Source organism: Aliiglaciecola sp. (assembly GCF_039982535.1).
Taxonomy (GTDB): domain Bacteria; phylum Pseudomonadota; class Gammaproteobacteria; order Enterobacterales; family Alteromonadaceae; genus Aliiglaciecola.
Map to the genome: position 1 here is coordinate 314,786 of NZ_JBDWYG010000038.1, position 12,505 is coordinate 327,290.

9 protein-coding genes are annotated in these 12,505 nt (G+C 41.8%); 4 read left to right on the forward strand and 5 right to left on the reverse strand.

The window, feature by feature from the left end; genetic code table 11:
* The first annotated feature begins 3 nt into the window (after nucleotides 1-3).
* From ABJV04_RS10605 to ABJV04_RS10620, 4 genes are all read left to right on the forward strand, one after another.
* Complete coding sequence (locus tag ABJV04_RS10605; RefSeq protein WP_348491488.1) at nucleotides 4-1,125, forward strand: PQQ-dependent sugar dehydrogenase; 1,122 nt, start codon at nucleotides 4-6, stop codon at nucleotides 1,123-1,125.
* Nucleotides 1,126-1,275: 150 nt separating this feature from the next.
* Nucleotides 1,276-3,582 (forward strand): DNA topoisomerase IV subunit A, encoded by a 2,307-nt coding sequence (parC, locus tag ABJV04_RS10610; protein WP_348491489.1) that lies wholly within the window; start codon nucleotides 1,276-1,278, stop codon nucleotides 3,580-3,582.
* 27 nt (nucleotides 3,583-3,609) lie between these two features.
* Nucleotides 3,610-4,047 (forward strand): hypothetical protein, encoded by a 438-nt coding sequence (locus ABJV04_RS10615; RefSeq protein ID WP_348491490.1) that lies wholly within the window; start codon nucleotides 3,610-3,612, stop codon nucleotides 4,045-4,047.
* A gap of 165 nt (nucleotides 4,048-4,212) precedes the next feature.
* Entirely contained in the window at nucleotides 4,213-6,165 is a 1,953-nt protein-coding gene (locus ABJV04_RS10620; RefSeq protein ID WP_348491491.1) for a RecQ family ATP-dependent DNA helicase, read from the forward strand.
* Nucleotides 6,166-6,215: 50 nt separating this feature from the next.
* Here the strand turns inward: ABJV04_RS10620 and ABJV04_RS10625 are convergent, their stop codons facing one another.
* The 5 genes from ABJV04_RS10625 to ABJV04_RS10645 all read right to left on the reverse strand — a co-directional run bounded on the left by ABJV04_RS10625 (nucleotide 6,216) and on the right by ABJV04_RS10645 (nucleotide 12,480).
* Nucleotides 6,216-7,028 (reverse strand): DUF1338 domain-containing protein, encoded by an 813-nt coding sequence (locus ABJV04_RS10625; RefSeq protein WP_348491492.1) that lies wholly within the window; start codon nucleotides 7,026-7,028, stop codon nucleotides 6,216-6,218.
* A gap of 67 nt (nucleotides 7,029-7,095) precedes the next feature.
* The gene (astD, locus tag ABJV04_RS10630) at nucleotides 7,096-8,568 is read right to left on the reverse strand and encodes a succinylglutamate-semialdehyde dehydrogenase (RefSeq protein ID WP_348491493.1); all 1,473 of its coding nucleotides are present in this window, start codon (nucleotides 8,566-8,568) and stop codon (nucleotides 7,096-7,098) included.
* A 23-nt stretch (nucleotides 8,569-8,591) separates the two neighbouring features.
* On the reverse strand, nucleotides 8,592-9,623 hold the full coding sequence (astA, locus tag ABJV04_RS10635; protein WP_348491494.1) for an arginine N-succinyltransferase: 1,032 nt from the start codon (nucleotides 9,621-9,623) through the stop codon (nucleotides 8,592-8,594).
* 33 nt (nucleotides 9,624-9,656) lie between these two features.
* Nucleotides 9,657-10,862 (reverse strand): aspartate aminotransferase family protein, encoded by a 1,206-nt coding sequence (locus ABJV04_RS10640; protein WP_348491495.1) that lies wholly within the window; start codon nucleotides 10,860-10,862, stop codon nucleotides 9,657-9,659.
* A 457-nt stretch (nucleotides 10,863-11,319) separates the two neighbouring features.
* Entirely contained in the window at nucleotides 11,320-12,480 is a 1,161-nt protein-coding gene (locus ABJV04_RS10645) for an HDOD domain-containing protein (RefSeq protein WP_348491496.1), read from the reverse strand.
* Between the last annotated feature and the right edge of the window lie 25 nt (nucleotides 12,481-12,505).

The following is a 12,505-nucleotide window of genomic DNA, read 5'->3' on the forward strand; positions in this document are numbered from 1 at the left end:
TAGATGAAATATATACTAGGCGTGTTGACGCTGCTTTTTGCTGTTATGTATTCCAATTTGGGACACACGTTACCATTAGAGAAACTGACATTACCTGATGGGTTTAAAATTGAGGTGTACGCTGAAGGAGTAACCAATGCTCGGCAGATGGCATGGGGGAAAAACGGTATTATTTATGTGGGTAGTCGCGGAGAAGGTAAAGTGCATGCCGTGGTGGACACTGACAAAGATGGCAAGGCAGATAAAGTTGTCGTGGTTGCTGAAAATTTGACTATGCCTACGGGTATTGCATACAAAGACGGTGATCTTTATGTTGCAGCCGTGAGCGAAGTACTGAAATTCGAAAATATTGATGATGTGTATGCTAATTCACCAAAACCAGAGGTTGTGATTAGTGGTTTGCCCACAGAAACCCATCATGGTTGGAAGTATATCGATTTTGGCCCTGATGGTTGGTTGTATGTGCCGGTAGGCGCGCCATGTAATATTTGTCAAACCGTGGGCGATGGTAAATTTGACGATCCTAGATTTGCCAGCATTTTAAAGTTTGACCTAGCCACTGGCGAAATGAAGTGGGTCGCTAAAGGTGTCAGAAATACCGTGGGTTTCGATTGGCAGCCTGACAGCAAAGAGTTGTGGTTTAGCGACAACGGACGAGATTGGATGGGAGATGATATTCCACCTTGTGAGATTAACCGTGTTACTGCTGATGATCAGCATTTTGGTTATCCTTATATACACGGTGGAGATATTATTGATCCAGAATTTGGTAGTGGTAAAGACCCTGATGATTACACTAAACCTGAACTTAAACTGGGTGCGCATGTTGCGCCATTAGGCGTGCACTTTTATCAAGGTGAACATTTTCCTGCGGCTTATAAGAAGTCACTATTTGTCGCAGAACATGGTTCTTGGAATCGGTCGGAAAAATCCGGTTACCGAGTTATGCGAGCAAATTTTGATGGTACTGAAATTGGTTCTTACGAGACTTTTATTGAAGGATTTCTAAATCCGGATGATACAGTTTGGGGGCGTCCAGTTGCTTTTTTAACTTTACCTGATGGTAGTATGTTGATATCCGATGATTTCGCTAATGTGATTTATAAGGTAACCTATCAAAAATAGACAGTTTAATTGAGCTTTTGAACATCACATAAGCTACTCTGTTATTCAGTGATAAAGTTGCCCGAAAGGGCAGTGAAAAATAATAAAAATACCGACCATGAATAGCGTGTTTATTCTGGTCGCATTGAAAATGGCCCGCACAAATATACTATGAGTGAAGATACAATTATCAATAAAGATGGCTCAGAGCAACTCGCACTGAGTCGTTTTACCGAAGATGCATATTTAAACTATTCAATGTACGTCATCATGGATCGCGCTTTGCCTCACATTGGTGATGGCCTGAAGCCGGTGCAACGACGAATTGTTTATGCCATGTCTGAATTGGGCTTGAGTGCTTCTGCGAAGTATAAAAAGTCAGCAAGAACCGTTGGGGATGTGTTAGGTAAATTTCATCCTCATGGTGACTCTGCGTGTTATGAAGCTATGGTGTTAATGGCGCAGCCTTTTTCCTATCGTTATCCGTTAGTCGATGGGCAAGGAAATTGGGGGGCACCCGATGATCCGAAATCTTTTGCTGCTATGCGTTATACGGAATCACGCTTATCCAAATTCAGTGAAGTATTACTTAGTGAACTCGGTCAAGGGACGGTTGATTGGCAACCTAACTTTGATGGCACTATGGATGAACCTAAGGTATTGCCTGCTCGTCTTCCGCATATTTTACTCAATGGTGTTACCGGTATTGCCGTGGGTATGGCCACTGATATTCCTCCTCATAATGTGCGAGAAGTGGCAAATGCTTGTGCGCTCTTGCTGGATAATAGTAAAGCTGAATTGCAGGATGTTTTGGCCCATATTCAAGCCCCTGATTATCCTACAGAAGCTGAAATTATTACGCCTAGAGAAGATATTGCTAAGCTTTATGAGACTGGGCGTGGTTCCATAAAAATGCGTGCAGTTTACCATGATGAAAGTGGTGATATCGTTATTACCGCATTGCCTCATCAAGCCTCAGGTGGAAAAATTCTCGAACAAATTGCGAATCAAATGCAGGCCAAAAAGCTGCCTATGGTGAGTGACTTACGGGACGAGTCTGATCACGAAAACCCTACACGCTTAGTTATCACACCGCGCTCAAACCGTGTGGATGTTGAGCAGTTAATGCAACACTTATTTGCCACTACAGATCTGGAAAAGAATTACCGCGTTAACATCAATATGATTGGCTTGGATGGGCGTCCTCAGGTCAAAGATTTACGCACGATTTTAAGTGAATGGTTAGTTTTCCGAAAAGATACTGTGGTTAGACGTTTGCAATATCGTCTCGATAAAGTTCTGGCTAGATTACATATTTTAGAAGGTTTATTAATTGCCTTTTTAAATATTGATGAAGTCATTCGTATCATTCGTTATGAAGATGAGCCTAAACAACAGTTAATTAAAACCTTTAATTTATCTGATAAACAAGCCGAAGCCATTTTAGAACTTAAGTTACGTCATTTGGCGAAACTTGAAGAATTTAAAATTAAATCTGAACAAGAAGAGCTGGCTAAAGAGCGTGATCAATTACAATTATTGTTAGGCTCAGATCGTCGCCTGAAAACCTTAATTAAGAAAGAAATTCTCGCTGATGCTGAAAAGTACGGTGATGATAGGCGCTCACCATTGGTGCAGCGAGAAGAAGCAAAAGCGTTGTCGGATAAAGAGTTAGTTCCATCTGAAGCGGTAACCGTTGTGTTATCTGACAAAGGATGGGCACGCTGTGCTAAAGGTCATGATGTGGACGTTGAAGGCCTAAGTTATAAAGCTGGAGATGTTTACCTTGCCAGTGCCAAAGGGCGCAGCAATCAGCAAGCTGTGTTCTTAGATAGTTCAGGGCGTACCTTCGCCTGTGATGCTCACACCTTACCTTCAGCACGAAGCCAAGGAGAACCCCTTACCGGACGTTTCAGTGTAGTCGGTGGAGAAACCTTCCAGCATGTAATAATGGCCTCTGATGACCAGAGATACTTAATTTCATCCGACGCCGGATATGGTTTTGTCGGTAAATTTGCTGATATGGTTAGCAAGAATAAAGCGGGTAAGGCCTATATTTCGTTACCTGTAGGTGCAAAAGTGATTAAGCCGCAAACAGTGTCTAATATAGAAACTGATTGGTGTATGGCCATATCCAATGAAGGTCGAATGTTAATGTTTCCGTTGCGTGATCTACCTAGCCTAGGCAAAGGTAAAGGCAACAAAATTATTAATATTCCTTCTGCTAAAGCAAAAACCAGAGAAGAATATGTCACTGTTCTGACCGTAGTACCTGATGGCGCTAGCGTAAAAATTATTGCCGGTAAACGCAGTATGACGCTAACTTCCGCTGATCTGGTTCACTATCAAGGTGAAAGAGGTCGGAGAGGAAATAAACTTCCTCGTGGTTTACAAAGGGTCGATGATGTTGAAGTTGAATTTAATGCTTCAGCCGTTGAATCTGATTCAGAAAATTCCGGCGCTGAAGATAACAACTAACGTAAAAAAGGTAAGAAGGAGACAGATATGCAAAAATCGCAAATGAATCCCGCCCCGAAATGGTTTTGGATTGTTGCTAGCATATTGTTACTTTGGAATTTGTTAGGTGTAATGGCTTTTGTTCAGCAAGTAACGATGAGCCCCGAGCATATAAACTTGATGCCACCTGAAGAGCAGCGTTTGTATTTAGAGCAACCTTTCTGGGTGCTTTTGGCATTTGCCTTTGCTGTGTTTGGTGGAACCTTGGGGTGCCTTGCTTTATTGTTTAAGAAGTCCTTCGCACGAATTATTTTTTGGTTATCCTTTATTGGCGTATTGGTGCAAATGGCCCACTCCTTTTTTATATCAAACGCCTTAGACGTTTATGGGCCTGGCGCTGCAGTTATGCCCATTATGATACTGCTGGTTTCAGCCTTCTTAATTTGGTTATCCAGTAAAGCGATTGTCAAAGGTTGGATTGTATAACCCTTTCATTAGTGCGGTTGATTTTCTGTCAGAAGTACAGATTTTTGACCGCAAATTGCATTTCTTTGTCGCCACTCCTACTATCAAATTAAGTTCTCATTCGCCTATGAGACGTAACGCCATCAAAAGTTAAAAAACAACAGATAAACTACTAGGATGTCTCAATTGAAACAGCAATTAGCCTCGTCGCTCAAGCAACACTTTGGTTTTGATGATTTTAGGAATGGTCAACTTCCTGTGATTGAGACTATATTGCAACAACACTCTTGCTTGGCCATATTCCCAACTGGCTCAGGAAAGTCTTTGTGTTATCAATTTAGTGCATTGCATTTACCACACTTAACCTTGGTAGTGTCACCTTTACTGGCTTTGATGCAAGATCAGTTGGATTTTTTACTGGCGCGCAATATCCCTGCGGCAAAAGTCGACTCAACCTTAAGTTATGCACAAAACCAGCAGGTCATGGAAGATGCCCGTAGTGGCGTGTTAAAGATATTAATGGTGTCTGTGGAGCGCTTTAAAAATGAACGGTTTCGGCAGTTTATTGAATCAGTAGATGTGTCTTTATTGGTGATAGACGAAGCCCATTGTATCTCTGAATGGGGGCATAACTTTCGACCCGATTATTTAAAGTTACCCGCTTACCAAAAAGCATTGAATATACCACAGGCGCTTTTGCTCACTGCCACTGCCACGGCAAAGGTTAAGCAAGACATGGCGAAGAAGTTCGCCATTCAATCCCAGCATATTGTGCAAACCGGATTTTACCGGGAAAACTTAAACCTAAATGTTTTACATGCGCCAGAAGAGCAAAAAGCTGAAATATTAGTGGAGCAACTTAGCCACCTTGATGGTGCCGGAATTGTGTATGTTACTTTGCAAAAAGAAGCTGAAGAATTGGCATTATTATTACGACAGCAAGGACACAATGCCGTACCTTATCATGCTGGTTTAAAAGACCAACAACGACTATCTACCCAGCAGCAATTTATGGCTGATGAGGTTGATATAGTGGTGGCCACTATTGCCTTTGGTATGGGGGTAGACAAGTCCAATATACGCTTTGTTATTCATTACGAATTACCGAAATCAATAGAAGCATATAGTCAAGAGATTGGCCGGGCAGGGAGAGATGGTTTGCCCTCAGAATGCATTACCCTAGCAAATTTGAATAACTTAACTCGCCTAGAAAACTTTGTGTATGCCGATACACCAGAGCTGGCGAGTATTGCCAAAGTTATCCAAAATATTAAAGATCTTTGCAGTGATTCTTCCAACCCAGAAACTAGGTGGGAAACTCAGTTAATCCCCTTATCTAACGACACTAATGTTCGTCAATTACCCCTCAAAACCTTGTTGGTACAATTGGAATTGCGACAAGTCATTACCCCGTTGTTTGGGTATTTTTCAGAAATTCGCTTTCGTTTTAATCAAGATACTTCGGCAATATTAGCGCGTTTTAATGGTGAAAGACGACAATTCTTAGAGGCTGTATTTGCTGCTAGCCCCTTGAAAAAAGTGTGGGCAACACTGGATCAAGAAGGGCTACAAAGAGCTTACCCGCATCCCCGCAACCGTTTGGTAAGCGCGTTGGATTATTTGCATGGTCAAGAACTCATTGAATTACAAAGCCAACGTCATACCGATGTGTTTAGTGTGGATGAGGAAAGGTTAGCGGCTAGTGATTTAAGTGAGTCACTATATGCTTATTTTAAACAGCGGGAAGTCGCTGAAATTAAACGCATTGCTGATCTGGTGGACTTCTTTCAAAACAAACAGTGCCTAAGCCAAACATTAGCTAATTATTTTGACGATAGCAGCTTAAGCCAAGCTTGTGGGCATTGCAGTGTTTGTCTTGCTGGTGGCATTGCTCTGCCTGAGGTGGTGGATGCTGCGCTACCTGATGAGCAGCAACTTCGCAATCTATATGCTGAGCTGTCTTCTGTCTATACAGCCAAGTTCAATGAACCTGTTTCTAACGTATTGTTTACACGCTTTTTGGCGGGCCTGACGAATCCCTATTTGTCAAAAATAAAGGCCAGAAACCTTAATGGCTTTGGCCTTTGTCAGTCAATTCGCTATCAACAGTTATTGTCATTAGTTGATGCTATTTGTTAGCGCTCACTATCTTTATAGTGACTTAAAATACAACGCTTTTAAATACCTTTTTAGGGTTTTTTGGCGTTAGTACTCTCGAAGATCTTATCCGCCGATGCGGCCACAAAACCTTGATATAGTTCACCATTGGGCAATTCGTATCTTTGCGCAAATTCATAGAAGCAGCTCGGAATAACTTTACTGGTATCTGCAAACTTTACTTCAATATGATCCGCCATTGTCGAAGATTGCGCGAGGTAAACCTCGGGACCACCTTTAATTTCGCCACCAGAGGTGTTAAGTGTAAAACCTGCTTGTTTTAATAACTCGTTCACCTCACTTAGTGTAGCTAAGTCTTGTAGGTGATTCACAGAGACCGTGAAATGGTTAGCACGATAGCCCCACGCTGCCATCCAAGCAGCATATTCTGAAACTTCTAACAGTGTTTCATAGTCTGCGCTGGAAACTTGCCAATGGGGACCTGAATACAAAAAGTTGTCTTGAATTACAGCATCTTCGGCAACCTGACTCACCATGTTACGAATGATGGTTTGTACCGGTTTGTCGAATTCGTTGACCAGTAGTTCACTGATGAATACTTTCGGTTGAGTACTTTCTGGGTGTTCAAAATGTTTTGCTTTGAGCTTTTTTTGCACAAAGTCATATTGGCCTTTTTCCACATAACCCAGGGCTAAAAAATGCGCTGCCAGCTTATCTAAATTGACGCTGTCTATGTCAAAAGTACGAAATGCCACATGGTCATTTACTAACTCTGATTGTCCATTGTATTGGCCGAGTAATTCATGCACTTTTTGCGCTGAAGGTGTAATGTTTAAATAGTCTTGCCACAGATTTGCAAACAAAGTGTCAATGTCAGTATGCATAGTTGCCGCTTACCTCAATTAAGTAAAAGAGCCTGCAAAACAAAAGTTTTACAGGCGATGAATAATGTTAAAGGGTTAAGCCGGGGCTTAAGGTTGCTGGCAAGGTAACTTGCTCTAATTCCACAGATGCAACTGGGAATGCACAATAATCGGCAGCGTAATAAGCACTGGCTCGATGGTTACCACTTTCACCAATACCGCCGAAGGGAGCGGCACTGCTTGCTCCGGTTATAGGTCGATTCCAATTGACTATTCCAGCACGAATGCGCTTGAAAAAGTGTTGGTAATCTTCTTCACTATCACCAATAAATCCGGCACTTAATCCAAACTTAGTGTTATTCGCGGCTTCAATTGCGTTGTCGAAATCGTCATATCGAATGACCTTCAACAGCGGTCCAAAATGCTCTTCATCAGGCATATCGTTGTGAATTGCGGTTACATCGAGAATACCCGGTGTGACAAAACCTGTGGCAGTATCCGTGTGAGTTAGTTTAACCAACTCAGAGGCACCTAAATCAAGCAGTTGTTGCTGTGCATTCACCATAGCCGCTGCTGCATTAGCAGAAATCATCGCGCCCATAAAAGGTTGTACTTCAGCATCGTAATGATCGACTTTGATGTTTTTCGTTACCGCTGTGAGTTTTGCTAAAATAGCGTCACCTTGTTCACCTGTTTGAATAAACAAACGACGAGCACAAGTGCAACGCTGCCCAGAGGTAACAAATGCCGACTGCACAATATCGTGGACAACCGCATCAATATCTTGTGCATCCTTAACGATAAGAGGGTTGTTACCGCCCATTTCCAAGGCTAATATTTTGCCTGGATGACCTGCAAATTGTTCATGTAAAATTTTGCCAGTACGAGAACTACCGGTGAAAAACAGTCCATCAATTTCAGCGTGACTGGCAAGAGCTTTACCGGTTTCCACTTCACCTTGGACTAAATTCAAAACACCTGATGGTAACCCTGCTTGCTGCCAAAGTTGGACCATTTTCTGAGCCACTAATGGCGTCAAGTCACTGGGTTTGAATACGATGGTGTTACCGGCAATAAGTGCAGGAACAATATGACCATTGGGTAGGTGACCTGGGAAATTATAGGGCCCAAAAACAGCTACCACACCATGGGGTTTATGGCGAATAAAGGCTTTACCTACCGGCATTGGGTTTTCAACTGTACCGGTGCGGTCATGATAGGCTCGCTCCGATATTGCTATTTTGCCTACCATGGCGCCCACTTCTGTGGCCGTTTCCCATAAGGGTTTTCCGGTTTCTTGGGCGATGGTTAACGCTAAGTCTTGTTTGTTTTCAGTAAGAAGTTCTGCATAGCGTTTAACTATGTCTAAGCGCTTCTCAAGTGGCAAATCACTCCAACTTAAAAACGCCTTTCGAGCAGCTTTTATAGCTGTATCTATTTGTTTGGATGAAGCCGATTTGGCTTGCCAAATAACGGTGTTTTTAGCGGGATCAATTGATTGAATATCGTGACCTTCACCTAGGTGCCACTCACCTGCAATATAGTGGGCTTGTGTCGTCATACTTAATTCCTATGGCTGGGTTATTAAATTATTTTGGTTGGTGCAAAGCGAATTGGATCGTTCTCGCTGACCAAAAGTGCTGCCGCGCTTTGCGCAGAGATATACGCAACGTTCTGCTCTTTATCCACATAGACTTCGGTGGATACGGCTCTGAAGTTTTTTACTTGGGTATTAATCACATAACACAACACACCTTCAGCCGCTTTTTGCTGGTCAATCTTAATTGGCAGCTTACGACTGGCTTGGGCGGTTCGAATGTGTTGAAGATTCGCTTCTACAGTTGGGCCACCGTCAAAAATATCTACATATCCACGACTGATAAACCCTTCTTGTTGTAAAAGCTGTAACGCTGGACGCGTTTTTTCATGTACTTGACCAATAACAGCTTGGGCCGCTTTACTTAGTAAACTGACGTAAATGGGGTATTTAGGCATTAACTCTGCAATAAACACTTTATCGCCAATGCCGGTTAAATAGTCCGCTGTAGGAAAGTCCATTGAGAAGAAATGCTCTTCAAGCCACTGCCAAAAGGGAGAGGTACCGTTTTCGTCACTCACGCCACGCATTTCAGCAATCACTGTCTCCGAAAATCGTGTTTGATGTTCCAACATAAACAAAAATCGAAACTTAGAAAGTAAACGACCATTGCTACCTTGTCGCGCATTTTCTTTCAGGAACAACGTACATATTTCAGACACGCCCGTGTAATCGTTACATAAGGTCAAAATGTCCACAGTATTGTGAATTTTAAGCTCGCGAGAGGCATGTACCACTTTGCCACAATGATAGTGGTAGAAAGAGTCTTCTAACCCCACAGTTGCTGCAATACCACTAGTACCAACAACCTCATGGCTGTCGGTATCTTCCATAACAAATAAATAGCTTTGATTCGCAGGCTTATCAACCTGCTCCTTAAAGGCAATTTCAGATTGTTCTATTTTGCGTCGTAATAAAGCTTCGTTAACAGGCAATGATGTAAAACCAATGCCTGATTCAACCGCGATATTGTACAACTCATCATAATCACTTAACGCAATAGGACGGATCACTTTCATAATGGCGTGCTCACTTTACTGTTTGCGTTTAGTTTAGCTATTTACAACATGCTCAATGGCGCGTTCAAAACGAGCTAGACCCTCTGCAATATCTTCATCAGGTATCACCAAAGAAGGAGCAAAACGCACAACATTAGCACCGGCAACTAAACACATCATGTTGTTTGCAGCAGAAGCAACTAGGAAGTCTCTTGCTTTGCCCTGATATTGTTCAGTCAAAGCGCAACCTATCAATAAGCCCTCGCCACGTATTTCGCTAAACACGTTGAATTTTTGATTAATTTTTTCTAGACCATCACGGAATAATTGTTCTTTACGCTTAACGTCCTGCAAAACCGCTGGCGTATTGACAATATCCAACACTTTTTCGGCAACGGCACAAGCCAATGGATTACCACCATAAGTACTACCGTGGGTACCTACTTTTAAACTCGCAGCTATTTCGCTGGTTGTTAACATGGCTCCGATTGGGAAACCACCGCCTAAGGCTTTTGCTGTGGTAAGAATGTCAGGAATGACATTAAGACCCATATAAGCGTATAAATTGCCTGTACGTCCTACTCCTGACTGTACTTCATCAAAAATAAGTAATGCATTATGTTCAGAACATAGTGCACGTACACCTTCTACAAACTCTTGGCTTGAGCTGATTACGCCACCTTCACCTTGAAGAGGTTCCATAATTACCGCACAAGTTTTGTCTGAAATAATGTCTTTAAGGGCATCAAGGTTATTGAAGTCTACGTGCTGAACGGCGCCAGGTTTTGGACCAAAACCATCGGAATAGGCTGATTGGCCACCCACAGTTACGGTGAAAAATGTCCGTCCGTGAAAACCTTGGTTAAATGCAATGATTTGATTTTTGTCTTCGCCGAAATGCTCTAGTGCATACCGTCTAGCTAGTTTAAGTGCTGCTTCATTGGCTTCTGCGCCTGAGTTTGCAAAGTAAACTTTGTCTGCGAAGGTCGCATGAGTTAACTTTTTACCTAAGCGCAAAGCTGGCTCATTGGTAAATACGTTACTTAGGTGCCACAACTTCTCACCTTGTTCTTTCAACGTTGCAACTAAATCAGGATGGCAATGACCTAATACGTTCACAGCGATACCACCGGCAAAGTCTATGTACTCTTTTCCTTCCTGATCCCATACTCGTGATCCCTGGCCTTTAACAGGAACTATTGCAGCTGGGTTGTAATTAGGAACCATAACTTCGTCAAACGTTGCGCGTGTTACTTGCATTCTTTACCTCACTTAAAATTCTGGACGTATATTTTCACTTGTGATTTATACTGTATTGGCAATCAAATTATCTTGCCTAACGACCAATTTGGACTGCGCATTGTGTCAGATTTAAATCAATCTGTCTCTAGGTGAAACGCCGAAAACCCTTAAATTTAAAGGCGTGCGGCTAATTTTGCAGGAATAGTGAATAACTATTTATGCTAAGGAAACCTCTCTAGCTCGTTGAAAATGTGCTACGCCTTGCAGGGCTGTTAATGTGGCAAAAAGTCTATGGATGGCTGCTTTTGAGGCTGAGCAATTTAATTAAATTATGCTAACAGTGAAATTAGGTTTGCTTATCTTGACGGAGTTACTCTATTAAGGACGTTTATTCTAGAAATAAAGTCGTGTGCATGATTATGTAAAAAAAAGTTTAACAATTTTGAGTGAATTTCAATTACAAACGCAAAGTTGTTTATTTTTCATCCAGAATGATGTCAAAATCTCGTAAGTTGGTCAGCTTCAATTCAGCCAATGCTCCTTTAGGAAGATAAAATTGACGTAAATACACTTTTGCCTCCTCTAACGAAATCATTTTATTGGCTTTAAGTGTCCGGTATCGATTGTAAGCTTCACCCTGAACCAGAACTTTCCCCATAGGTGACATGTCGGCTATTTCTTTGTCACTCGCAAATTCTTGCATTGCTTCCACAAAAGCGAGTCGTTTGAAGGGCATTTGCGATAGCAGTTCAGTACTTAAAATGTACCCATACTTCTTTATCGCCTCTAACAAAAAGCTTTCAGAAAGTACCACTTCTCCTAACGCAAAATGTTCATCAGGTTTACCCTCATTCTGGGCTTCAACAAGGGCTTCTCTGTGCACTTGGTCAAAAAATTTGAAAAACAAACGCACTATTACAATCTTTCCAAAATCATGAAATAGCCCTAATAGAAAAGCATTATAACTATCTAGTTTATTGACTTGAGCTAACTTTTTACATGACATCGCAGTGCCTATGGAGGCATCCATGAGTTGTACTTTGATTTTAGGGAATGGGTCGGTAATTTGCGGCAAACAACGTCTAAATGCAATGGAGGGAATTAGCATTTTGATGTTTTCGACACCTAAATAACTTAATGCTGTTTTTAAACTTTCAACCACTACTACTTTGCCATTTGAGTCGACTCTACGATATTTTGGACTGTTGATGAGCCTTATCAATTCATCATAAAGCCATGGCATACCTGCAGCTATGGGTTCAATTTTACTAATGGAGGTCGCCCTAGTGGCCAGTGCATCAAGTAAAGCTGGGAGGTTTTGGTCGAAGCCTAAAGCTTCGTTAAAAAGCTTTTGTGTGTCTTCAAGTTGAGCCTCTATGCGCTTATTCACTTCATTGTGGATCTTGTTTTGGATATGTTGCACATAGTTTGAATGAGTGAGTCTATTTAGTTCTTTGTCATACCTAGCCTGTTTTTCAACTTCTAACAAAGTGCGTTTAGTCTCTTTTTTAGCGACCAGTTCAACGGCATTTGGTTCACTAAGTAACCCCATATGCTGTTGAGCTAACTTTAGACTTATTGTTAAGTAATCAAAGCGTAAATTGATTTCGTTTTTCAGTGCTAAAAGTTCGCTCATTGATTTTTCTTAGTGCCTTTGAATA

Coding starts and splice junctions, on each gene's coding strand:
- ABJV04_RS10615 (WP_348491490.1), top strand. CDS start 3,610: ATGCAAAAATCGCAAATGAATCCCGCCCCGAAATGGTTTTGGATTGTT.
- ABJV04_RS10640 (WP_348491495.1), bottom strand. CDS start 10,862: ATGCAAGTAACACGCGCAACGTTTGACGAAGTTATGGTTCCTAATTAC.
- ABJV04_RS10625 (WP_348491492.1), bottom strand. CDS start 7,028: ATGCATACTGACATTGACACTTTGTTTGCAAATCTGTGGCAAGACTAT.
- parC (WP_348491489.1), top strand. CDS start 1,276: ATGAGTGAAGATACAATTATCAATAAAGATGGCTCAGAGCAACTCGCA.
- ABJV04_RS10645 (WP_348491496.1), bottom strand. CDS start 12,480: ATGAGCGAACTTTTAGCACTGAAAAACGAAATCAATTTACGCTTTGAT.
- astA (WP_348491494.1), bottom strand. CDS start 9,623: ATGAAAGTGATCCGTCCTATTGCGTTAAGTGATTATGATGAGTTGTAC.
- astD (WP_348491493.1), bottom strand. CDS start 8,568: ATGACGACACAAGCCCACTATATTGCAGGTGAGTGGCACCTAGGTGAA.
- ABJV04_RS10605 (WP_348491488.1), top strand. CDS start 4: ATGAAATATATACTAGGCGTGTTGACGCTGCTTTTTGCTGTTATGTAT.